This window comes from Bacillus sp. 1780r2a1, from assembly GCA_024134725.1.
Classification (GTDB): domain Bacteria; phylum Bacillota; class Bacilli; order Bacillales; family Bacillaceae_H; genus Priestia; species Priestia aryabhattai_A.
Genome location: CP099863.1, coordinates 2,123,676 through 2,146,354, shown reverse-complemented (window position 1 = coordinate 2,146,354; position 22,679 = coordinate 2,123,676). Strand labels below are relative to the sequence as shown.

General features: G+C 34.3%; 22 protein-coding genes, 1 tRNA gene, 3 pseudogenes and 1 riboswitch. Of the genes and pseudogenes, 18 read left to right on the top strand and 8 right to left on the bottom strand.

Features of this window, described 5'->3' with window-relative positions; translation table 11 throughout:
• Positions 1–87: 87 nt before the first annotated feature.
• The 4 genes from NIZ91_10765 to NIZ91_10750 all read left to right on the top strand — a co-directional run bounded on the left by NIZ91_10765 (position 88) and on the right by NIZ91_10750 (position 4,264).
• Positions 88–1,011, top strand: coding sequence for an ABC transporter permease subunit (locus NIZ91_10765; GenBank protein ID USY57146.1), 924 nt, complete (start codon positions 88–90; stop codon positions 1,009–1,011).
• 15 nt (positions 1,012–1,026) lie between these two features.
• Positions 1,027–1,947 (top strand): carbohydrate ABC transporter permease, encoded by a 921-nt coding sequence (locus tag NIZ91_10760; protein ID USY53247.1) that lies wholly within the window; start codon positions 1,027–1,029, stop codon positions 1,945–1,947.
• Positions 1,948–1,964: 17 nt separating this feature from the next.
• On the top strand, positions 1,965–3,512 hold the full coding sequence (locus tag NIZ91_10755) for an extracellular solute-binding protein (GenBank protein USY53246.1): 1,548 nt from the start codon (positions 1,965–1,967) through the stop codon (positions 3,510–3,512).
• A gap of 122 nt (positions 3,513–3,634) precedes the next feature.
• Positions 3,635–4,264 (top strand): DUF624 domain-containing protein, encoded by a 630-nt coding sequence (locus NIZ91_10750; protein USY53245.1) that lies wholly within the window; start codon positions 3,635–3,637, stop codon positions 4,262–4,264.
• Positions 4,265–4,416: 152 nt separating this feature from the next.
• Here the strand turns inward: NIZ91_10750 and NIZ91_10745 are convergent, their stop codons facing one another.
• Entirely contained in the window at positions 4,417–5,610 is a 1,194-nt protein-coding gene (locus NIZ91_10745) for a hypothetical protein (GenBank protein ID USY53244.1), read from the bottom strand.
• Positions 5,611–5,786: 176 nt separating this feature from the next.
• A complete protein-coding gene (locus NIZ91_10740; GenBank protein ID USY53243.1) occupies positions 5,787–6,365 on the bottom strand; it encodes an undecaprenyl-diphosphatase in 579 nt (192 codons plus the stop codon).
• A gap of 354 nt (positions 6,366–6,719) precedes the next feature.
• On the opposite strand from NIZ91_10740, the gene NIZ91_10735 reads away from it, so the two are divergent.
• A complete protein-coding gene (locus NIZ91_10735) occupies positions 6,720–6,923 on the top strand; it encodes a cold-shock protein (protein ID USY53242.1) in 204 nt (67 codons plus the stop codon).
• A 100-nt stretch (positions 6,924–7,023) separates the two neighbouring features.
• Positions 7,024–7,194, top strand: a complete 171-nt coding sequence (locus NIZ91_10730; GenBank protein ID USY53241.1) for a hypothetical protein — start codon at positions 7,024–7,026, stop codon at positions 7,192–7,194.
• A 75-nt stretch (positions 7,195–7,269) separates the two neighbouring features.
• Here the strand turns inward: NIZ91_10730 and NIZ91_10725 are convergent.
• A pseudogene (locus NIZ91_10725) lies at positions 7,270–7,422 on the bottom strand (DUF2185 domain-containing protein).
• The gene (locus tag NIZ91_10720) at positions 7,419–8,891 is read right to left on the bottom strand and encodes a serine hydrolase (protein ID USY53240.1); all 1,473 of its coding nucleotides are present in this window, start codon (positions 8,889–8,891) and stop codon (positions 7,419–7,421) included. The pseudogene NIZ91_10725 and the gene NIZ91_10720 overlap by 4 nt, the downstream one beginning before the upstream one ends.
• Positions 8,892–9,495: 604 nt before the next feature.
• Between NIZ91_10720 and NIZ91_10715 the strand changes: the two genes are divergently transcribed.
• The 3 genes from NIZ91_10715 to NIZ91_10705 all read left to right on the top strand — a co-directional run bounded on the left by NIZ91_10715 (position 9,496) and on the right by NIZ91_10705 (position 12,043).
• Positions 9,496–9,690: a hypothetical protein gene (locus tag NIZ91_10715; GenBank protein USY53239.1), complete on the top strand. Its 195-nt coding sequence runs from the start codon at positions 9,496–9,498 to the stop codon at positions 9,688–9,690.
• Positions 9,691–10,450: 760 nt separating this feature from the next.
• Positions 10,451–10,849 carry a DoxX family protein gene (locus tag NIZ91_10710; protein ID USY53238.1) on the top strand — a complete coding sequence of 133 codons (399 nt, stop codon included), beginning with the start codon at positions 10,451–10,453 and terminating at the stop codon, positions 10,847–10,849.
• A gap of 255 nt (positions 10,850–11,104) precedes the next feature.
• Positions 11,105–12,043 carry a ring-cleaving dioxygenase gene (locus tag NIZ91_10705; GenBank protein ID USY53237.1) on the top strand — a complete coding sequence of 313 codons (939 nt, stop codon included), beginning with the start codon at positions 11,105–11,107 and terminating at the stop codon, positions 12,041–12,043.
• A gap of 113 nt (positions 12,044–12,156) precedes the next feature.
• Here the strand turns inward: NIZ91_10705 and NIZ91_10700 are convergent.
• Positions 12,157–12,228 (bottom strand) — tRNA-Ala (locus tag NIZ91_10700).
• Between the two features lie 293 nt (positions 12,229–12,521).
• Between NIZ91_10700 and NIZ91_10695 the strand changes: the two genes are divergently transcribed.
• From NIZ91_10695 to NIZ91_10675, 5 genes are all read left to right on the top strand, one after another.
• Positions 12,522–13,838: a PepSY domain-containing protein gene (locus tag NIZ91_10695; protein ID USY57145.1), complete on the top strand. Its 1,317-nt coding sequence runs from the start codon at positions 12,522–12,524 to the stop codon at positions 13,836–13,838.
• A gap of 114 nt (positions 13,839–13,952) precedes the next feature.
• Positions 13,953–15,083 (top strand): N-methyl-L-tryptophan oxidase, encoded by a 1,131-nt coding sequence (gene solA, locus NIZ91_10690; protein USY53236.1) that lies wholly within the window; start codon positions 13,953–13,955, stop codon positions 15,081–15,083.
• Positions 15,083–15,952, top strand: coding sequence for a PhzF family phenazine biosynthesis protein (locus NIZ91_10685; protein USY53235.1), 870 nt, complete (start codon positions 15,083–15,085; stop codon positions 15,950–15,952). The genes solA and NIZ91_10685 overlap by 1 nt, the downstream gene beginning before the upstream one ends.
• A 10-nt stretch (positions 15,953–15,962) precedes the next feature.
• Entirely contained in the window at positions 15,963–16,145 is a 183-nt protein-coding gene (locus NIZ91_10680) for a hypothetical protein (protein USY53234.1), read from the top strand.
• 447 nt (positions 16,146–16,592) lie between these two features.
• The gene (locus tag NIZ91_10675) at positions 16,593–17,162 is read left to right on the top strand and encodes a dihydrofolate reductase family protein (protein ID USY53233.1); all 570 of its coding nucleotides are present in this window, start codon (positions 16,593–16,595) and stop codon (positions 17,160–17,162) included.
• Positions 17,163–17,365: 203 nt separating this feature from the next.
• On the opposite strand, the gene NIZ91_10670 is transcribed toward NIZ91_10675, so the two are convergent.
• Both NIZ91_10670 and NIZ91_10665 read right to left on the bottom strand, forming a co-directional pair.
• On the bottom strand, positions 17,366–17,578 hold the full coding sequence (locus NIZ91_10670; protein USY53232.1) for a hypothetical protein: 213 nt from the start codon (positions 17,576–17,578) through the stop codon (positions 17,366–17,368).
• Between the two features lie 384 nt (positions 17,579–17,962).
• Positions 17,963–18,113, bottom strand: a pseudogene (locus tag NIZ91_10665) (IS4 family transposase).
• Positions 18,114–18,473: 360 nt separating this feature from the next.
• Here NIZ91_10665 and NIZ91_10660 point away from each other — a divergent pair.
• From NIZ91_10660 to NIZ91_10650, 3 genes and pseudogenes are all read left to right on the top strand, one after another.
• Positions 18,474–19,271, top strand: a complete 798-nt coding sequence (locus NIZ91_10660; protein ID USY53231.1) for a phosphotransferase — start codon at positions 18,474–18,476, stop codon at positions 19,269–19,271.
• A 220-nt stretch (positions 19,272–19,491) separates the two neighbouring features.
• A pseudogene (locus NIZ91_10655) lies at positions 19,492–20,268 on the top strand (glucose 1-dehydrogenase).
• A 122-nt stretch (positions 20,269–20,390) separates the two neighbouring features.
• Positions 20,391–20,864: a hypothetical protein gene (locus NIZ91_10650; protein ID USY53230.1), complete on the top strand. Its 474-nt coding sequence runs from the start codon at positions 20,391–20,393 to the stop codon at positions 20,862–20,864.
• A 110-nt stretch (positions 20,865–20,974) separates the two neighbouring features.
• Here NIZ91_10650 and NIZ91_10645 read toward each other — a convergent pair whose 3' ends face one another.
• Positions 20,975–21,610 (bottom strand): hypothetical protein, encoded by a 636-nt coding sequence (locus tag NIZ91_10645; protein USY53229.1) that lies wholly within the window; start codon positions 21,608–21,610, stop codon positions 20,975–20,977.
• Positions 21,611–21,885: 275 nt separating this feature from the next.
• Between NIZ91_10645 and NIZ91_10640 the strand changes: the two genes are divergently transcribed.
• Entirely contained in the window at positions 21,886–22,191 is a 306-nt protein-coding gene (locus NIZ91_10640) for a hypothetical protein (protein USY53228.1), read from the top strand.
• Between the two features lie 357 nt (positions 22,192–22,548).
• Positions 22,549–22,657: riboswitch (SAM riboswitch) on the top strand.
• Positions 22,658–22,679: the final 22 nt, after the last annotated feature.

The window sequence follows — 22,679 nt, the reverse complement described above, 5'->3', positions numbered from 1 at the left end:
AATTGAATATACTATCAAATTACCAAATAAGGAGGGAGAAAGTTGGAAAATAAAATTGTATCACAAAAAATTATCAATAAGACAGTTATATTGAATGAAAGCAAAACTTCTAAAAAAGTGAAACAGTTAAAGAAAAGTGGGCCATTATATGTTTTGCTACTTCCTTCAATGATATTATTAGTTTGTTTTACGTACTTACCTATGTATGGGTTAATCATTGCATTTAAAGACTATTCCCCGGCTTTAGGTATATGGGAGAGCCCTTGGGTAGGTTTTAAACATTTTATTCAATTCTTTAACTCATACCAATTTGATCTCACAATAAAAAACACGTTAAATATCAGCTTATACAGCATTTTGGTGGGGTTTCCATTGCCAATTGCTTTAGCAATACTTTGTAATCAAATACGTATGGGTATGTTTAAAAAGGTGTTTCAGGTAACTACTTATTTACCACATTTTATTTCTACGATGGTTATGTGTGGTATGATCTTGATTTTCTTATCACCTAGTAATGGACTAATTTCGAATTTGTTAGGATTAATAGGAATTACCATGCCAAATATCTTATCAGATGCATCATTGTTTAGCAGTATCTTTGTATGGAGTGATGTATGGCAACATGTTGGCTGGGACAGTATCATATATCTAGCGGCGCTATCAGCAATTAATCCAACCTATTACGAAGCTGCTATCATGGATGGCGCAAGTAAAATGCAAAAAATTATTTATATTGATTTACCATTACTTCTACCTACTGCAATGATTTTATTAATTTTAAGAGCAGGTAGTCTATTAAATGTAGGATTTGAAAAAGTTCTCTTACTGCAAAATCCGTTAAATTTAACTGGAAGTGAAGTTATATCAACGTATGTTTACAAAATAGGTTTACAAAATTTCCAATATAGCTTATCAACAGCAATCGGATTATTTAACACAGTAGTCAATATAATTATCTTGCTATTGGTAAATTGGTTGTCTAAGAAACTAACTAAAACAAGTTTGCTGTAGAAGGGAGGTAAGATTATGCAAATATTAATGAAAAATAAGTTTCAAAAGAAATCTAAAACGAAAAAGAGTTGGAAAGATCAAGCTTTTGATTTATCTGTATATGGATTAGCGATTCTGATGATGTTGATGATTATATATCCTCTTTGGTTTATTATTATTGCTTCATTTAGTAATCCAGCTGATGTTTCTAACGGAAATGTGTGGTTTTGGCCAACAGAATGGAAATTAGATGGATATATCGAATTGCTAAAACAAGAGATGATTTGGCGAGGATACCTTAATACAATTATCTACACTTTGGTCGGAACGTTTATTGGCTTAGTTGTAAACATACCAGCTGGATTTGTCTTATCAAGGCAAGATTTATTTGGGAGGAAATGGATTTCTGCCTTTTATATTATCCCAATGTTCATTGGTGGTGGTTTAATTCCAACTTATTTAGTAGTGAAAAATTTAGGGTTATTAGATACATTTTGGGTTTTAGTTTTACCTTTTTCTGTTTCCGCTTTCAATATTATTATTGTAAAAACATTCTTTAAAAATAATATTCCTGAAAGTCTTTGGGAAGCAGCTCAGATTGATGGTTGTGGCACAATTAGATATTTCCTAACGATGGTATTACCTTTGTCAAAAGCAATTCTTGCCGTCATCGGACTTTGGACAGCCGTAGGGATATGGAACTCTTGGTTTGATGCTATGATATATATTTCAAATGAAAACCTGCAACCGCTTCAACTGATACTACGAAGAATCTTGATAGCCAATGAGTCTTTACTCGGAACTGCATCAGGAGAATTAGCATCGGAATTAAGGAGATTATCAGAGATGATGAAATATGCAGCAATTGTCGTTTCGACTCTTCCAATTATGTGCTTATATCCATTTTTACAAAGATATTTTAATCAAGGTGTTATGGTTGGTTCAATTAAAGAATAGGTATAGGGGGAAAAAAGGTGCTTAAGAAAAAATTAGGATTGGTATTAAATGTCACACTAGCAGCTAGTTTAATAGTAGGTTGTAGTAAAGACTCCTCGAGTTCGGAATCCAAAGAAGATGGTTCCTATAAAATTGCAACAGTACGTTGGTCGGACTGGGGTGATAACTTTTTAAAAGGGTTTGTTGAAGAGACTGAAAAAGAAGCTGGAATCTCAATTGATTGGGATATTTATCTTAATAATGAATGGGGAGACAAAAAATCGATATTAATGGCTGGAGGAGATTTACCTGATGCATTTTGGGGATCTATTTCTTTGAGTGATTCAGATATAGCTAAGAATTCAGGCGTGTTTATCCCGTTAGAAGGTTTAATTGAAGAGAATATGCCTAATTTAAAAGCTGCATTTGATGAGGATCCTGCTTTACGTGCAATGATTACATCTCCTGATGGACATATTTATAGTTTGCCAAAGAAACTACCATTGAGACCAATTGCAGGGAATTCGTTGTACATAAATCAAAAATGGTTGGATAATGTAGGGCTAAAAATGCCTCAAACATATAAAGAATTCTATAACGTTTTAAAAGCATTTAAAGAGCAAGATGCAAATGGAAATGGTGACCCTAATGATGAAATTGCTTATCAGGGTGATGTTATGAGTTATATCTTACCCTTTGGTTTACCTAAAGGCAGTTATTCAACTACTATGACTGTAAAAGATGGAAAGCCAATCTATATCCCAACTGATGATGCTTTTAAAGAAGGAATTGAATGGATGCATCAAGCATATAAAGAAGGGCTAATCGATAAAGAGTTATTTACACAAGATAGTTCTATGGCTGAAGCAAAACGAAAAAGTGAAGAAGGTTCCTTGGTTGGAGTGTCTTCTGGTTGGACACCCGATGCCAATTTTGGACCAAATGCAAGTGAGTATGTTCAATTACCTGCACTTGAAGGCCCAGATGGAGAACGGTATGTAATGACGGATGCACCAGTATACTCTAGAAACGAGTTTATGGTCACAACAGCAGCAGAGAATCCTGCTAAATTATTGAAATGGGTAGATAAATTCTATACAGAAGACGCCAGTATTCAAACTTTCTACGGCTCTTTCGGTACAGGAGTTAAAAAACAAGAGAACGGCACATATAAAGTCTTAGAAGCTCCTGAAGGTGAATCAGCTGATATATTTGCATGGACTAATTCATTCCGTGATTTTGGTCCTAAATATGTGAAAGAAGGATTTAACGAAAAAGTCACACTTCCAACGAATGGCGGAGATGGATTGAAGCTTGAATTAGATAAACAAATTAATAAGTATGCAAAAGAACAGTACCCAAATGTTGTTTATACAGCAGAAGAGATGAACCGCATAAGTGCATTAAGCACAGATATTGATTCATATGTGAGTTCTATGCAATCTAAATGGGTTGTTGAAGGTGGAGCTACAAAAGAGTGGGATTCATATATTTCCAAATTAAAAAAGATGGGGCTTAACGAATATATGAAAATTCAGAATAAAGCATTTGACAGATATCAAAAAAGTCTTAAAGAAGCTAAATAAATTGTCAAGGTTTATGTAATGTAATTGATAAGAAAAATAACAGTTGGCTTACTTTATAACGTCGGGCTGACTGTTGTTCTATTCTTGTTACCTGTATTTTAGAAAGAAGGGGGATATAAAAGTTGAGTCAACTATTTCATTTGGATGGCCCATTATTTAGATTTTTATCAAGAGCCGTTGATATTGTCATATTAAATTTCTTATTCTTATTCTTTTGTATCCCAATTGTAACCATTGGTGCTTCAATGACTGCTTTATACTCTATTTTAATAAAGATGGTAAAAGGTGAGGAAAAGAATATTGTTAAGAGTTTTATAACATCTTTTAAAAAGAATTTTTCCCAAAGTACGATTGTTTGGTTCATTATGTTAGCCGTAGGAATTTTATTTCTTACAAATATCATACTTTTGGGAAATGTAAGCGGAGTACCTAAGATATTCTTAATAAGTATGTTAACCATTTTTGGGCTTGTTTATCTTTGTATCTTGCTTTTTATCTTTCCTTATTTGGCTAGATATGAAGATACCATTAAAAAATCACTATTAAATTCATTATTGATAGGGCTTTCTAATTTTTCCTATCTTTTATTATTGTTAATTTCTACAGTAGTTCTAGTTATTATTGTTTTTTCTTCAACAATAGGATTTCTATCAGGGCTATATTTTGGAACATTTGGCGGGTTTGCATTACTAGCTATTCTTTATTCTTATATTTTCAGAAGAGTTTTTTCAAAATATGAGCTTAGAACTTAGATGAGATATTTGTTAACAAAGGAATACTTTTTTCAATAACTTACTTGGTTGCATCGGCGTTTATCTTTAATATCTAACAAAGCTTTAAGGAATCAAATACGTCACTAAAAGGATCTTTTAATTAAAGATCCTTTTTAATGTATCCACACTAATTAAACCTTCTGACTAAACAATTCTTCCAAGAAAAAGTGATATTTATCTGGAAGTTTGTCACTTTTCCTCATTAATTCGGCTCGGTATCCTGATCGGCCTGATATCACAATTTCATCTTTTTTGATCGCAATCTTGTATAAGCTTGCTCCTGCGTAGAATGTAAGTAAGTTATCGATAAAGATTTCAGCGACTTGGTTCGTTTGTAAGTCAGTAACTCTTAAATGAAATGCGGTTTTGGTTACGTGGTCCTTTGGTATATGGTAAACAACTTCAGCTTTGTATCTTTTATTCTCTCTTTGAAAATAAGTAAGTTCTTGGTTTAAGCCGTTTTTTTCGACTTGGGAGATGACGCTTTTTATTTTATCTCTATCTAAATGATCAATTTCTGCAAGCAGTAATAAACCTTCTGAAATGCTTTGGAGTAGCATTTTTTCCTGCTTCGTATCTGTGGCTTTATTAAAGCGATCTAAGTCAATGCTTCCGTAAGTCATCTTGTACCAAGGCTCCAAAGCAAGTTCCTGCTTAGCTTCTAATAAGCTTCCTGCGATATGGATATGTATGTGGCTGTATGAAGGTAAGTATACTCCAGCAGAACGCAGTAAATTAGAGAAGAGTTCAGAATAGCGATAGCTGAGATTATTAAATAAATCATAGGGATCATTCACTGTAAAACCCTCAATTAACTTATCGAGCGGTCTTTTGGTAAGTTTGTCTTGTTCCATTATACAGTCGATACGCTTGGCATAATTACACTTTTTGGTGAACTCTAAGTTGGCTTTATACTCGCTTAACTCTTCCTGAGAAGAAGGAGCATGTATCTTTAGCTGTTCGTACTGAGATAATAGCCTTTCTTTGTCATAGTAACATTCTTTTTTAACGTTTATTTCTTCAGCTTTATGAATGGTTTTTTCTATCGCTAATAGACTAGCGGTAAAATCCTCCAGGTTCAGTTTTTGATCATTTTTAAACTCCTGCACGATTTCCATCTCTGCCATGCTTCCATAGAGTAAGCGTAATTTTAACGTTTTTTTAGTACTTGGTATTTTTGAAACAAAGTGAATGTAGATGCATTCAAACGCATCGCCATGAAACGTCCCGATTAAATGTTGGTTTAGAAATACCTCAAGCATTTCTAGTGTAGGATTACTCGTTTGCTTTGTCTTAAAATTTTTATATTCAAGTAAAAACCTCATGAATTCACTCCTTTTTATAGGCGAATATTTGTTCTTGTATTAATTTTACAAGGAAAGAGAAAAAAAGGGAATTTTTATTTTAAGTGAGGGACCAATATAACTTGTGAGCTTTACCGACATTAAACAAAAAAAACTCCTATTGATGAATAGGAGTTTTTAAGCTAAAGAAAACTTAGTTAATAATTAGCTGTATCTGGATTCTTTTTCTTTCGGATGAGAAAAGAATAAATTGAAATAAGTAATTCTGCAAGTGGATTTAACCACTTAGTTATCTTATTGACTAGAATAGCAACAAAGGTAGCCACTACTATACTTCCTAATACGTCCCCAGGATAATGATGTCCTACCCAAATACGTGAAAAGCCTGTTAATAAGGCCATGAACAGCATAACTAGTCCCACTTTACGATGACGCATCCATATGAACATTGCGATGGCAAAAGCTCCCGTTGTATGATCACTTGGAAACGATGCGTCTGCAGCATGTGGGATTAAAGTGTTAACATCATGAGAGACAAAAGGACGTGGCTCATAATAAATGAAGGTAATTAGGTAGTTGACAAACAAAGCAATAATACCAGTGAACCCTGCATAAAAAGCACTCTTTTTATAATAATCATCTCTAAATACCCAAAAAAGTAAAAGTGCAAGGCCAAACATGTAGATAGCATTGTTTGTCCAAAAAATCATAAACTTGTCTAATAAATCAAGACGTCCTGCCATTCCGTGAATGGACTTAAAAAGTTCGTAATTCAATTAAATAACCTCTCTTTTTTCAAAAACAAATTAAGAAGAATTCCTAAAAAATATCATCATATCAACGGTTTATGAAAAGAAAGTGAAAGTACAATTAAAAGTTAACCTTGAGAGAGTTAAGAATAGCCATTTTAATACCACTTAGAATGTAAGACTTATCCTAAATAAAACTTATTTTCCATTCGTATATTTGCTATCGTGAGCTTTATATGGTACGATTAAGTTAATTATTTTTGTTCGGTATAGAATCAAGAGAAAAGAAATCTGTTCTATCGAAATTTCAATCTTAAGATAGTATGGTTGGACAAGGGTAGTAATACATATGTGGAGTATTCCACAGCAGGAGGCAATACTATGGAACAAGGTACAGTAAAATGGTTTAATGCAGAAAAAGGTTTCGGCTTTATCGAAGTTGAAGGCGGCGAAGATGTATTCGTACATTTCAGCTCAATTCAAGGCGAAGGCTTCAAATCTTTAGACGAAGGTCAAAAAGTAACGTTTGACATCGAACAAGGTCCACGTGGTGCACAAGCTGCTAACGTTCACAAAGTAGCTTAATTAATTAAATTAAGTAAAAAAGACTCCACCTCGGAGTCTTTTTTACTTATGAATTCAAATCAACAACTTTATGATTTCAATCGAAGAAAGGGGAACGGTTATGGCTGAGAAAATGTTTAAGGATGGAGAAACCGTAAGCATAAAAGCATCAAATGAATCCGTGACAATTTTAAAAGGGCAGTATGTGAAAAACATGAAAAGATACTCTTATATCGTGGATAAATATCCAAGTACTTTTTTCTTTGAAGAAGAGTTAATAAAACAGAAATAAAAGCGGGTTATATAAGGCTTAACCTAGACAATAACGACAGCAAAAAAGGAGCGTAAATCGCTCCTTTTCAATTGTTTAAATAGTGTCATCGATTTTGTAAAAACGGCCTTCATCATTTCTTTTATATCCACTCAATATAGACCAACCTGAGTCACCCTCAGCATGTGGTTCATCTCTAAGCATAAAGTTAAACTCCTGTTTTTCTAGTACATCATCACTTAATTTTATGACGTTGTATCTCTATCTTCGAGTTTAGTAAATACAATCGGTTTTGCACTTAGCATTGGTGATAAGTTTAATTTTAACTGCGATAGCTTTCCTTCGGTTTCCATTTCATATGCAATTAATAAATTCATTTCTGAATAGGAAATATCCCACTTTACGGTGAACATATTGTAATGATGATGTTTCATTTCCGTATGAAGGGATCCCCATTTTAAATGTAACAGGTCATTTTGTATATCAACTTCAATTTCCCCATATGCAGGGTGCTCAAATATTCCTGTATACTCTTTTAATTCATGTGTAGGACTTGTTTCTTTTACTTGTGGAAAAGGTTTATCTAACTCTTTCATTATTTCTTTAAATTTAGCTGTATCTTCTGCAGATCTTTTATGCCAGTCGATTGCATCTAGCTCCAGAATCTCATCATAAATTTGATTTGCAAGGTAAGTTGGGAGTAGAGTCGTTCCAGCGTTTGTCAGAATAACAAGGCCGATATTTTCTTCTGGTATAAAAGAGACGAGCGCTGAAAATCCATCAATGTTCCCACCGTGATGAATGACTTTGTAACCGCGATATGCACTAATAAACCACCCAAGTCCGTAGCAAGTTAGCGTTGTTTCTGATGTAGATAGAAGCGGATCATCAGGAATTGGAATATGCGGTTCATACATTTGCTGCAGTAAATTTGATGTAATAAGTTCATGATCCCCAGCTTTCCCTTGATTTAAATGAAATAAAATCCACTTAGCCATATCTTCTATCGTTGAGTTTATGCATCCCGCAGCACCAACTGTATCAATGTTACGCAACGGAATTTTAACGGTATCTTTATCTTTTTCAATGTATGGAAGTGCGTGGTTATCATTTTCTTGTGAAGCAGTAACTGAGAAATTTGTATTTTCCATATGAAGAGGCTGCAAAATATGCTCACTTACATACTGCTCCCATGTTTGGTTCGTGATTTTTTCTACCATATAGCTCATAGTTACATACATTAAATTATTATATAGAAAAGATGTGCGAAATGGTGCATCAAGCTCTAAGTGCTTAATTTTCTCCATAATTTCTTTTCGCGTGAATGAAGATTGATACCATAATAACTCATGACGACTTACCCCAGAACGATGGGAAGCTAAATCACGAGCTGTAGTTTGTGAGCTTACAAGAGGGTCATGAAGTGAAAATGTCGGAAGATACGTTTGAATAGGTTCATCCCAGTCAAACTTTCGTTGTTGAGCAAGTAAACTTAGAGAAAGGGTACCAAAAGCTTTTGTAGATGAGCCAATTGCAAACAGCGTGCTCGGTGTAACGGGTTTTTTGTGTTCAACGTCACGGTATCCAAATCCTTCAGAAAGAACAATCTCTCCATCTTTTACGATTGCGACTGCTGCTCCTGGTACATTTAGCTTTTTCATCATTTCTTTTGTACAATTACGCAGGTGATCTGTAAGAGACGACTTTATTTTTTGCATAAGGTTTTTTCTCCTTTACCATTTTTTTCTACAAATAGCTTACTTCGAGGTAAGGAAGGAGAATACCTTCTTGTTAACAAAGATGTCATAATTTCCAATGTTCTTATTAAGCAGTAGGTTAATAATTTTGAGAAAAAAGATAAGACAAAACAATTTAATTGGTTTTATGGTTCCGGTGCAAAAACTCACTTAGTATACCACCAGAACGAAACTCTTCACTAGGCTCTTAGGAATTGAAGAAATAGAAATTTCATTTACTCCAACAAAAAAGCACATTCAGCATTCCAAATACAAAATATCCTCCTGTTAAACTAACATTTAGAGAACAATAAACTTATTAGTTATTAATTGACTTGCACAAATGTTCTACGTTACTATTGAAGAAACTTAATACTCCAAAGGGGAGTAGCTGTACAACACAGTCGTCATTACGAAACAATGAGTTTCCGGCTTTGTTGGCAATCTTAATTGTTAGCAAGACCTTTGCCTACGTTTTTAGTTAGGTAAGGTGTGTCTTTATAAATCAAACGCTTTTATCTACTAAAGAGATAAAAGCGTTTTTTTATTTTTATCAATTAAAAGTGAGTATGAGGAGTGACTATTTATGTTTAAGAAGCTGTTTAATTCATTAACGAATAATAAGCATTACAGCAGCAGTGATTATAAGAGAAGAAAGTCAAAATCTTTTAAGAGCTACAGTAGTAGTGACGACTATAGAAGAAGTCGTAATCGTCACGACAGTTATGGTCACCACCACTATAAAAGAAAACGGAAGAGTGGTAGTTTCTTTAGTAGCTGAGTAAAACGATGGGTACTAATAAGCAGTATAAAAATAATGCTAAAAAACAAAAAGGAGAAGTCTTTTTTATAGAAGGCTTCTCTTTTTTTGTGGTGGATTGTATGAAGGTTGGATTTCTGACCCCTACGCTGCCAGCGCAAAGGTTACTTAAACAGATGATTTGTTGTTAAAAATTATCAATTACTCAACAAACGATTAATATATAGTATTAATTACATAAAAAAATAAACGTTTATTTCTTTAGCTTTATGAGCAGCGGCATTTAAACGAAATAGTTTTAGATGTCTATCTATAACTTACGATCAATATCACCTTTAATTAAGGAAAGCTATTCTACATACTTCAAGAATTTCGTGACGTCCGTTTTCTGGCACTATACAGGGAGCATAGAAGGAAATATAAGCAATAAAAAGCGGTGAATCATAGCTTTATTAAGGTATTCTCATCATAAATAAAAATTTATATTGACAATGAAATGACGTTCGTTTTATAATTATCTCGAATTAAAGATATTTTAATTAAAGATAAATTTAATTAAAATTAGAAGTAGAAAGTGATGATATTGAATAAAAGTTTAGCAGAAACCGTTTTTAACCCTTCAGAAAGCTTCTAAATTTAAAATCAAAAAGTTATTGAAGATTTATTTATAGCTTTTAGTGATAAAGAAGAAATCTCTCATTAGGGTTTTGGGGAAATACAGTATTGCTAACTATAATCATCAAAGTTAATAAAAATTATAAAAAAATAGGAGGAATTAAAAATGATTAGTATTGGTTTATTATTAATTCGTTTAGTAATTGGATTGTCATTTATGGCCCATGGAGCTCAGAAATTATTCGGATGGTTTGGTGGTCATGGATTAAAAGGAACAGGAGGGTGGTTTGAGTCCATTGGAATGAAACCGGGTGTTAGAATGGCCTTAATAGCTGGGTTATCAGAACTTGTAGGTGGTGCTTTATTTGCTGTAGGCTTTCTTACACCTCTTGCGGCTCTTATGATTGCGGGAACAATGTTAATAGCTATTATTAAGGTACATGGTCCAAACGGCTACTGGTCAACACAAAATGGTTATGAATATAACCTTACATTATTAGTTGTTGCTATTAGTATTGCTATAATCGGTCCAGGATACTACGCAATCGACGCCCTTATTTTCTAAAAGGAAACATGGTCAAGTAAAGAATAATTTATTAAAAGTAGTTAGATACGTATACTTTGTTACTCTAGAAGTTAAACATATGAATTTTTGGATAATATCTTGAATTCGAGATATTATCAGTTTAATCATTTGAGTTTGTTAAAGGGATATCTTTTATATAGCGTACCTAGGTAATTTTGGTTAGATTGAATATTCCATTGCTTTATGAAGGACAATTAAAATAATTATTAAAATATGGTAAGGGAGAGATGAAGAATGACAAAAATAACTACAGGAATCCATCATATTACAGCGATTGTAGGTCATCCACAGGAAAATGTTGATTTTTATGCTGGTGTACTAGGTTTACGCTTAGTCAAACAAACAGTCAATTTTGATGATCCAGGTACGTATCATCTTTACTTTGGTGATGAAGCTGGAAAGCCAGGAACCATTATTACCTTTTTCCCGTGGGCAGGAGCACGCCAAGGAGTAATAGGTGATGGTCAAGTAGGTGTAACTTCATACGTAGTGCCAAAGGGCGCCATGGAATTTTGGGAGCAGAGATTATCAAAATTTAATATTCCGATAACAAAGATGGAACGATTCGGAGAACAATATTTAGAATTTGACGATCCTCATGGTTTACATTTAGAAATTGTTGAAAGAGAAGCTGGTGAAAAAAACACGTGGCAATTCGGTGAGGTTACACCTGAAGTAGCGATTAAAGGCTTTGGGGGAGCAACATTATTATCTGCTCGTCCTGAAGAAACTGCCAAGTTATTAGAAGATGTTATGGGTCTTGAAAAAGTAGGTGAGGAAGGAGATTTCATTCGTTTTCAATCATCTGCTGATATCGGAAATATCATTGATTTAAAGCTAACGCCAATCGGTCGTGGACAAATGGGCGTTGGAACCGTTCACCATATTGCATGGCGTGCTGAAAACGATGAGGACCAGTTAGAGTGGCAAAAACACGTAGCTAGTAATGGATATGGAGTCACAGCTGTTCGAGATCGAAACTATTTTAATGCTATTTACTTTAAAGAACATGGCGAAATTCTATTTGAAATTGCAACAGATCCACCAGGCTTTGCACATGATGAGTCACACGAAACAATGGGAGAAAAATTGATGCTGCCTAAGCAGTATGAAACTCATCGAGCTCAGCTTGAAAGAGAATTGCTTCCTTTTGAAGTGAGAGAACTAGACTAAATTCGAGTCTGAGTGCTTATTTTGCTTTCAATTCATCAATCTAATCTATTTCAATTAAGAAAAAAATGATAAGAAAAGAGAGGTCTTTCTATAGAAAGACCTCTCTTTTCTTATGGAGCGTAGGGGATTCGAACCCCTGACCCCTTCGCTGCCAGCGAAGTATTCTCCCGCTGAACTAACGCCCCGATATGTATGTTCTCTTTTATTTTATAAATCTCTATAACGTCTGTCAATTCGTTTTTCGTATATTTTCGAAATAAAGCAACAATTTTTTTAGGTTTCATTTTTTCCACACATTTATTTAGTATAACTAAAGGTGAATAAGTAATGATATCAATATTGTAAGCGTTAACTTATTGCGTTCATTACTTAATTTGTATAGATCTGATACTAGGGGGAGCATTGGGTGGAAGCAGTTAAATTAACACCAAAACCAAAAAGACAAAGAGAGGTACACAAAAAGAAAACCTCAGCCGCTATTTATCAAACAGTGTGGAGGTGGCATTTTTATGCAGGACTTATTTTTGCACCATTTTTAATCATATTAGCGTTTAGCGGTGCGGTGTATTTATTTAAGCCACAAATTGAGTCAGTTCTTTATCACGACCTGTATTACGTAGAAGAAAAAGGAGATATACTATCTTCAACAAAACAGATAGATGAGGTCCAAAAAGCGTATCCAGAAGCAGCTATTACTTCAATAAAATATTATGATGATCCACTTCGTACAGCTGAGATTGGGATTATGACAAATGGAGAGATGTCTTCAGCATTTATAAATCCGTACACTGGAGAAGTAGCTGGAACTCTCTCAGATGACGAGAAATTCACGACTATTTTCAAAAAGATTCATAGTGAATTGCTCATTGGCGGAACGCTTGCCAATCGACTTGTAGAGCTAGCTGCCTGCTGGGCTGTTATTCTATTAATTACGGGTCTGTACATATGGTGGCCACGAAATAAAGCGTCGATATGGGGAACAGTTTTGCCAAGGTTTAACCGAAAAGGAAGAATATTTTGGCGAGATATGCACGCTGTTCCTGCATTTTGGCTATCCTTATTTATGTTAATTTTAATTCTAACAGGACTTCCTTGGTCAGGAGTGATGGGAGAGCAAATTAATCGACTTGCTACGTATTCAAACACGGGCTACCCACCATTTGCACATAGCTTTGGTGAAAAGCCTGAATCAATTGTTAAAACAAAAGACGTAGCAGAGGATATACCGTGGGCTGCAGAAAACATTCCAGTTCCCAATTCATCTGTTACTGGCTACGTGCCGCTTTCTCTTGAGAAAGTGACTGATATAGCACAAGCTGAAAAAATTCAAAAGCCATATACAATTTCAATGCCTCAAGGTGAAAAAGGTGTTTATACCATTTCAACATCTCATACTAAGCCCGGCGATAATGCAACTCTTCACGTTGATCAATATTCAGGTGCTATTTTAAGCGATGTTCGCTTTGATGATTACGGTATTATGGGAAAAGGAATTACAATGGGAGTTGCGCTTCATGAAGGAAGGCTATTTGGCGTAGCAAATCAAATTCTTGGCCTCATTACGTGTCTTGGATTAATTGGTTTAATTGTTAGTTCGTATGTTATGTGGCGTAAGCGAAAACCTCAAGAAAGTTCCGGAGCACCACCTAAATCAAAGGACTCCAAAGTGACAAGAGTTGTTTTCTTTATCATGCTTGGACTCGGGATCGTCATGCCACTTGTTGGAATTTCAATCATTGCGGTATATTTGTTGGATAGGTTTGTATTTTCAAAGATACCCTCTGTTCAAAATTAAGTGCGTAACTTTTCGCTGCTTGCCTTGTTTCATGGCAAGCAGTTTTATTATACGTAATAACCTTCAAATATGTTAAAATAGTAAAAATATTCACTAAGTAAATTGGAGGCTATTATGAAATACGACGTAATTGTAGTTGGAGCCGGCTCGATGGGAATGGCAGCCGGTTATTTTTTAGCAAAAAAAGGGCAAAGAGTTTTACTTATTGATGCCTTTGATCCACCCCATACGAGCGGAAGCCATCACGGCGAGACGCGCATTATTCGCTATGCATACGGAGAAGGAGAAGAGTACGTACCGCTTGCACTCCGAGCAAAAGAGCTGTGGGAAGAGCTAGAAAAAGAAAGCGGACAATCGTTCTTTTTAAAAACGGGAGTACTGAGCGTAGGAGAAGAGACCTCATCGTTTATTCAAACAGTCATTGCAAGTGCAAAAACGTATAACCTACCACTTGAAGTGTTAAACGCAGTTGAAATACATACGAGATTTCCTGGAATCACTGTTCCGGATTCGTTCATTGGCTGTTTTGAACCAACCTCAGGCGTTTTAAAATGTGAAGATGCTATTCGCACTTACAAAGAGTTTGCGTTAAAATACGGAGCTGAGCTGTTAACGAATCATCCTGTGAAAGATATCAAAGTAGCAGAAGATAGCGTAAAGGTGCATACAGGTGACAACGTATATGAAGGTAAACGTTTGGTTCTTTCTGCCGGAGCCTGGTCCAAAGAGCTGTTAGCTAAGCTAGGACTCAATCTTCCTGCAACACCTATCCGCAAGACCTTTGCGTGGTTTGAAGCAGATGAAAAGTTTTACGGAGAAAGGGAATTCCCTGCTTTTTCATTTGATACAAAAGGTGGGATGTACTATGGGTTTCCAAGCATTGATGGAGCTGGTATGAAACTAGGCCGTCATGATGGCATTCAGCAAGCCCAAAATCCAAATGAAGAGATGGCGCCTTTTAACGATGGAGATCGTGCAGAACTGGAAAACTTACTTCGTAGCTATATGCCGCAAGTAGGAAAGCTGAAGTTCGGCAAAACGTGTATGTACACGATGACACCAGATGAAAACTTTATTATTGATACGCACCCATTGTATAAAAACGTTGTGTTCGCAGCAGGGTTTTCAGGGCACGGATTTAAATTCAGCAGCGCTGTTGGTGAAGTAATAAGTGACCTTGTGACTACAGGTAAAACACCGTATGACTTATCATTATTCTCAGCAAGTAGATGGGAGGTAGAATAATGAAATTTTCAATTGTAGACGTATTTTCGCAAGGAAAGTATACGGGAAACCAGCTGGCTGTTTTTAAAGAGGCAGGACATTTATCAACAGAAGAGATGCAAAAAATTGCCAAGGAAATTAATTTCTCTGAAACAACGTTTATTCTATCAAATGAGCCCACTGAAAAAGGGTATCCTGTCCGTATTTTCACACCTAATGAAGAAGTTCCTTTTGCAGGCCATCCAACGTTAGGTACGGCATTTGTTATTCAGCAAGATTATTTAAATGGTGAAGAAAAAGATATCTTGCTTCACTTTAAAGCGGGAACCATTCCTGTTACATATAACGCAAAAGGAAAGCTATTCTGGATGAAGCAAAACCAACCTACTTTTGGGAAGGTATTAGATTCGAAGGTCGCTGCAGATGTACTCGGCTTAGCAGTCGAAGAAATTGATCATCGCTTTCCAGTTCAGGACATATCAACAGGACTTCCTGCCATTATCGTTCCACTCGTTTCGTTAGAAGCAGTGAGAAAAGCAAAGGTCAACCTGTTAAAATATAATCAGCTTATTCAAACAACAGAAGGGAAGACGCTGTTCGTATTCTCAAAGGAAACCTATGACTCTATGCATGATATTAATGCGCGAGATTTTGCTGATTACTATGGAATTCCTGAAGATGCCGCTACGGGAAGTTCTAACGGCTGTTTAGCTTCTTATCTTGTTCATCATAATTATTTTAATAAACATTCAATATCAGTAAAAGTCGAACAGGGTTACGAGATCGGTAGACCATCACTTCTTCATTTAAACGCTTCGCAAACAAGTGATGGAATTGATGTGTATGTAGGAGGACAGGTTGAGAAGGTTGCTAAAGGGAAATGGGGATAACTTTTTCCGCATGAATAGTAATCATACTATTTATAAAGGTAAGCGTTTGGTTCTTTCTGCCGGAACCTGGTCCAAAGAGCTGTTAGCTAAGCTAGGACTTAATCTGCCTGCAACACGTATCCGCAAGGCATTTGCTTGGTTTAAAGCAGGTGAAAAATTATCAGCCCTCTATTATTTTATTAACTGTAAGTAAGTGGTTACTGTACAGCGCTATTTTTCGTAATTTAGTTGAAATAACGAAAGAATACAGCAATCTATTTTTTTCTTTCCCTAAGAAGCTTTTTTCTATCATCATCGTTTCTATACTCCATCCAGGATGTTTTGTCTTGAAGCAATTGTCTATTATTACTAGCTAATTTTAAATCACTGCTATGACAGTATTTCATATTTAGTGATTACATTAATTATGTAAAAGATACTTAATCATGACAATATATGTCGTAATTAAGTATTATACTAGGTGTCTGTGTAGGAATAAAAATTACTTATACAATAATTAATGGACATAAAAGTCTAATTTTATGATGATAATATTTACTATTACTTTTTCTCCTATTTTGTGTCTGTTAATAATTACTGTAATATTTGGTTACATTACTACACATATCGTATATTCATTAGATAAAAGAGAGGAAAAATTATGTCCCAAAACACAGCACCAAGAAAGATAATTTTAGATTTAGCAGTAACTTTAGATGGATTTATTGAGGGGAAGAATGGGGAAGTTGATTGGTGTATCATGGATTCTGAGATGGATTTTATTAATTTCTTAAACCAAATTGATACTATTTTATATGGTAGAAAAAGTTACGTGGAGTGGGGGGAATATACTCCGAAAACAAGGGAATCTGATAGTGACAAGGAAATGTGGAATATCATTCATAGTAAAGAAAAGTATGTATTTTCCAAAACGCTAAAAGGGACAGAAAATAAAGCAGTATTTATAAATGATAATATTTTAGAAGAAGTAAATAAATTAAAGAATAAGCCTGGTAAAGACATTTGGCTATATGGCGGAGCAAATCTTATAACAACTTTTATTAATTTAGAGCTTGTTGATGAATTCAGATTATCCGTTCATCCTCTTATTTTGGGAGAAGGAAAACCAATGTTTATCGACATAAATCAGCGACTTAATTTAAAAATGGTTGATACAAGAATGTTCTCCTCTGGTGTTGTGCAACTAATCTATCGCTTGAATAAAAATTAATATATTGCATGTTACACGCTAAACCATTATGAAATAATTAATAGTAATTTTTACTTCTTCCATAATGAGGCTCAATTTTGGGATAAGGCTTATATTATTAGGGGATCCTGCCGACAAAATGCAGATGTTATACGGTAATACATTTTCTTGAATATAATACCCTGATTTTTCTCCTTAGCAGAGAAAGATTAGGGTATTACCTTTTACTGACGTTTCAACCACTCTTCAAATGTCATCACTTCAAAATCTTCTTCTGTATCTAGTCGAATTGGAGTTATTAGTTCAATTGAGTTACCATCTGGAGCATCAAAATAGATTGCAGCATGCGCTTGAAGATTGTTAGGTAATACAAGTGGCTGGCGATGTTCATCAAAGCCAAAAGAAGTGCGAATGGCAATCCTTTTTCGTTTAGCCATTCTTTCGCATGTAAAATATCCTCCCTAGCAATTATTTTATTCCTAGAATTTTAATTATGTTGACAAAAACTAAATGTTATATACAGCCTAAAGGAGAAAAATCTTACTGCTCCTGCACAGTGGGGTTCCCCTGTTTAAAATAGACAATTTGGTGTGGTGCCTCACGGTGTCTTGCGTAGTGTGCTCATCATGTTTGTTGTTATTCCTAATAGAAAGGTTAGATATAATAAAATTAATAGACAGAATATTTAAATAAAATACTTTTATTTGTAATCGCTTTCATTTATAATGAAATTAGGTTGGATAGCACGCGTGGCTGTCATTGTATGTGGCGTAGGCGGGGCCAGTACAAGATAAAAATAACTCATTATACAACATACTTCATACACAAAGGGCAATAAGTTCGTTGGCTTGGTACTTACTAGATCGCTGCACAAAGCCAACTTGTTTCAATGTCGTGTAGCACTACTGGAGATAGAAACCGTTGTAATTCTCGTGAGAATAGGTGTAATTCTTCAGAAAGCAAGAAATCAATAAAAAAACGTCATCCTTTTCGAGTATTTTATTGAAAGAATAATTAAAAAACTACGAGGAATTTCCTTTATTTAGTTCATGATCTTTGGTACTATATAATGTAGAGATGTAAAGAAAGGGGAATCTATACTACCTATGTGGATTAACTTGTAATGATTATGTAATTGGATAGAGACAGCTGCGGTCCTTAATTCTTAAGGATGCGTTTATTTGTCTATCTAAAAATCATTCAAGGGACTCATGGTGTGGACAATTACATTCCCATTGCCAAACAGATACCTTTGTATATCTGTTTTTATTTATGGGCAAAAATACATCTCTATTGACACAATTATAGCGTCCCTAAATAGGGGGAGTTTTAATGAAGAATCAGTACGAAAACGAAGAAATGCTAACAGGAGGGAATGTCTCAAACGTATATCGTTCAGGAGATACCGTACGCCGGGACTTAAAGCCTGATAGTGTTAAAATTCATAAATTATTAAAACATTTGGAGAAAAAAGATTTCCGTTATACGCCAAAGTTTCTAGGTATTGATGAAAAAGGCAGAGAGATCTTGTCATTTATTGAAGGAGAAGCTGGAAACTACCCGTTAAAAAAATATATGTGGTCGGATGAGGCTTTAAAAGAGATCGCAACCATGGTCCGTCTGTATCATGATGCGGTGAGTGACTTTCCAATGGAAGAACATTGGCAACCCATTGATAACACTCCGCAGCCATTCGAGGTGATATGCCATAACGATTTTGCCATCTATAACATTATTTTTAACCATGAAAAACCAGTAGGTGTGATTGACTTTGATTTGGCTGGTCCTGGTCCAAGACTTTGGGATATCGCCTATACGCTTTACACGTGCGTTCCTTTAAGTAGGTTGTATCATACGGAAGCAGGCGAAGCCATTTATTACGATTCATCAAAGGATGCTGAGCGAATCAAACAAAGGGTTAGATTGTTTTTTGATTCCTATGGTATAGAGGGTATAGAAAAAGGATTTTTAGATATGGTATTGCTACGAGTAGAAGCATTATGTAAAACCATGCAAAGGAAAGCCAAAGAAGGCGATATGGCTTTTCAAAAAATGATTGACGAAGGACATTATGAGCATTATCAAGAGGAACTTCGGTTCATTCGCGAACACGGAAGAGAGTGGATGTAAGAGAAAATCTTTGATGGACTAACTATGGAGTTTAGCTTAATAAGTGAAATTAAAAAGTCGATTCCTTAGCAAGAATCGACTTTTTAGGTTGTAGTTCGCTTTCATTAGGTTGATGGCGATGTGACGCTACCCCTTAAAGTAGTATTTCACTAAAGGGTATTCAAAAATTTAATAGAATTAATCTATTTTGATCTCATTGAATGCAAAAGGGGAGAAATATATGTTTGAAGAAAAGGTAGGGATCATTACAGGGGGGACTTCGGGGATTGGTTTAGCTACAGCCGAATTATTAGCAAAAGAGGGCATGCGTGTCGTCCTAGCCTCTCGAAGTGCTGAAAGAGGAGAAGAAGCCCTTTCTATAATAAAAAAGTGGTCACCTAATTCTATTTTTATTAAAACTGATGTTACGATTAGTGAGGATGTCAAGAATCTTGTTAGTCAAACATATTCTACATTTGGTAAGATAGATATTGGCTTTAATAATGCAGCTAATACAGAGGCTTCATCTGCTGCTACCCATCAGTTTAAGGAAGAAGACTTTGATCATTTAATTAATGTTACCTTAAAGAGTGTATGGCTTTGTATGAAGTATCAGCTACAAGTAATGACAAAGCAAAATAATGGTGCCATCGTGAATACATCCTCAATGGATGCTCTCTGATGTTCGGCAGGAACTGGCGTTTATGCTGCTGGAAAAAGTGGTGTTATTGCATTAACGAAATCAGTTGCTCAAGAATATGGCCATCAAAATATAAGAATTAATTCTCTTTGTCCAGGTGCATTTCGTACATCTATGCTAGAAGAAAAATTTTCAACTTTGTCTCCAAAAGAAAAGGTAAAACTAGATGAATCATATAAAAGCTTAAATGCCTTAGGGAGAATTGGTGATCCATACGAAGCAGCAAAAGCAGTGAAATGGTTACTTTCTGATGATGCATCTTTTGTTACGGGTCAAAACATTATTGTAGATGGTGGAATTGGGTTTAAATTTACATAATCTTGTAGAACTAACAATCCAGCTTATTACTACTGATAATCTGGATTATGTTAACTAGAATTGAACCCTTTATACATATAAAATATATGTATCTAAGCATTTTGAAAGGAGTTATTCACTTAATGAATCTTCCTAATGGAGTAACGGGTTTTTATAGTTCAATAGATAATAAACCGAATGACATAGATGAGAACCATTTTAAAAATATATGCTTCAATTTGGTTAGAAAAAATCATGGAAAAATATTAAAGACTGATGAAGCAAATTTAGCAACTAATTTTTTAAAGTTAAAAGTAGATATTTTTAACCGAGAGATCTATGTGTTACTCAATGCACATTATCCTTTTTTAGCTTTTGCTTCTACTTTTGAATTTCAACATATTAATTTTATTGATGATCTTGTCTTATCAAAGGATTTTATGCCATTCTATAAAGTTTTAAGTAAAGAAGAACTTAATGAACCTTTAGATATAAGAAAAAGCAAAGGAGAAGTAAGCCTAGAAAATAAAAATAAGTTGAACAGCAGTGAGTTAGAGCAAATCTTTTATTGGAAACCAAAAACGGTTGGGGAAGTTATGTTCAACTTTTGGGATTGACCTTATGAAATAAGCTTCTCTTACTACAAGATTATTTCCGATAACACGTTTTATGGTAATTAAATAGTTGTCAAAAATAAACTGAATCTTAATTCTGTCTAATTAACAACTTATTTTTTAGATATATCATCATATATTTCTAAAATAGTTTCGTAAGAGCTATCTTCTTTAAAAAGTTCATTACTTTGTAAAAATATAAAAACATTCTCTAATTCTTCTTTAATTGCATTAAGAAATACTTCTTTAGGAATCAATGGTGATTCAAAAATTGTATTTTCTATTGTATTAATATCAATCGTTGTATCTTCAATTTCAGGTATTAAAAATCTAGCTATTTTTAATTGAATATCCTTACCTAAGTTAGTAATCATACATTCTGTTTGATTATCAAGTAATGTAATATTTATCTCATCTTTTTTGCTAAAACTATCAAAATATTCACGATCTAAAAGTAAAGAGAAACCTTTCCAAGTCATAAGTATATCAGTGGTCCAATCATCTTCAGTAAAAATTTCATTATTATCGATAGTTAATTGTACATACCCCGGAATATATAAAGCAGGAGCTTCTTGCTCCTCAGCTGTTTTAACAGCTGCTTTAACAGCCTCTGAATGAGTAATTGGTATATATCGCATTTTCTCTGAAGTTACAAAAATAGAATCTAATTCATTAATAGAATCGTTTGTTAATAAATGAGAAGAACCATGCTTTATATTTGAGATATAAACAGTGAATTTAATATTCATATTGTTCCGCCTTTCTACTTAACCGGATATAAGCTTGCAATATAATCCTTTTTGATTATAAGTTTATAGTTTACACCATTTACTTTATAAATTACTATTGCTTCTTGAACTTTTGATTTAAGGTCTGTTTCCATAACTCGAGATTTTTTACTAACAATCGTATCAACTAATTTTTTTATATCATTATTAAAATTAAATTTAATTAGAGGATACTTATCTATAAAGGGATATAATTACTTTAGTTAGATAAATTAATTAGAGAGCGAGGGAAGCATATGGGACTTGATATGGAGATGTACGGTAAAGAAGATCGGTATCTTGATTTTAAAGAGATTGAAGAGTCATTACATGGTGCTCTATTTCACACAAATAATAACTGGGGAAGTTATTTGTATTTGAGAAAAATTAGAGATTACTATTTGACTAATGTAGAATTTAATCGAGGCGAAATTGATAAATTTATAAAGGATTTAGAGAACATAAAAATATTTATCCCTGGAGATTATCATCCAGCATTGAGCAAATTAATAAGGGTATTGAGCAATCATGAAATTCAGAAAATATCTATAGTAGGAGACTAGTGGATAAATCAACGATGTATAGAAAGATGTATAAACAATAAATTTAACACTTAAACAATCCCTTCTATTTCAAAGGCTTGTCTAAGTGCTTGGTTCCTATAGGAGACCTTATATAAATTAAATAACTTTATTTATCTATAAATGTTATTATCTAGATTGTGAATATAAATACAAGCTGGAATGTTTATGGAAAACAGGTCAGTTGTAGCTTACGTTTTAATCTTTTTATCATTGTGATTTCCACGAAATAAGAACTACTGTATTTAGCACATATAATCAAAAAGTATCATTTTCCTTTTTGTGTATTGACTCTAAGTGTGATTAGGATATAATTTACATTAATTTCATAGATTTACTTCTTTATCAAGAGCAGGTGGAGGGACAAGCCCGATGAAACCCGGCAACCGGTCGACATTGATTCGATACGGTGCTAATTCTTGCAGCTTTTAGAGCTGGGAGATAAGGAAGAGGAATATTGTCTTTATGAT

Bases quoted from the DNA above. Each gene is read 5' to 3' on its own strand.
- NIZ91_10760 (USY53247.1), top strand. From the start codon at position 1,027: ATGCAAATATTAATGAAAAATAAGTTTCAAAAGAAATCTAAAACGAAA.
- NIZ91_10745 (USY53244.1), bottom strand. From the start codon at position 5,610: ATGAGGTTTTTACTTGAATATAAAAATTTTAAGACAAAGCAAACGAGT.
- NIZ91_10735 (USY53242.1), top strand. From the start codon at position 6,720: ATGGAACAAGGTACAGTAAAATGGTTTAATGCAGAAAAAGGTTTCGGC.
- NIZ91_10730 (USY53241.1), top strand. From the start codon at position 7,024: ATGGCTGAGAAAATGTTTAAGGATGGAGAAACCGTAAGCATAAAAGCA.
- NIZ91_10720 (USY53240.1), bottom strand. From the start codon at position 8,891: ATGCAAAAAATAAAGTCGTCTCTTACAGATCACCTGCGTAATTGTACA.
- NIZ91_10715 (USY53239.1), top strand. From the start codon at position 9,496: ATGTTTAAGAAGCTGTTTAATTCATTAACGAATAATAAGCATTACAGC.
- NIZ91_10710 (USY53238.1), top strand. From the start codon at position 10,451: ATGATTAGTATTGGTTTATTATTAATTCGTTTAGTAATTGGATTGTCA.
- NIZ91_10705 (USY53237.1), top strand. From the start codon at position 11,105: ATGACAAAAATAACTACAGGAATCCATCATATTACAGCGATTGTAGGT.
- solA (USY53236.1), top strand. From the start codon at position 13,953: ATGAAATACGACGTAATTGTAGTTGGAGCCGGCTCGATGGGAATGGCA.
- NIZ91_10685 (USY53235.1), top strand. From the start codon at position 15,083: ATGAAATTTTCAATTGTAGACGTATTTTCGCAAGGAAAGTATACGGGA.
- NIZ91_10680 (USY53234.1), top strand. From the start codon at position 15,963: ATGAATAGTAATCATACTATTTATAAAGGTAAGCGTTTGGTTCTTTCT.
- NIZ91_10675 (USY53233.1), top strand. From the start codon at position 16,593: ATGTCCCAAAACACAGCACCAAGAAAGATAATTTTAGATTTAGCAGTA.
- NIZ91_10670 (USY53232.1), bottom strand. From the start codon at position 17,578: ATGGCTAAACGAAAAAGGATTGCCATTCGCACTTCTTTTGGCTTTGAT.
- NIZ91_10660 (USY53231.1), top strand. From the start codon at position 18,474: ATGAAGAATCAGTACGAAAACGAAGAAATGCTAACAGGAGGGAATGTC.
- NIZ91_10650 (USY53230.1), top strand. From the start codon at position 20,391: ATGAATCTTCCTAATGGAGTAACGGGTTTTTATAGTTCAATAGATAAT.
- NIZ91_10645 (USY53229.1), bottom strand. From the start codon at position 21,610: ATGAATATTAAATTCACTGTTTATATCTCAAATATAAAGCATGGTTCT.
- NIZ91_10640 (USY53228.1), top strand. From the start codon at position 21,886: ATGGGACTTGATATGGAGATGTACGGTAAAGAAGATCGGTATCTTGAT.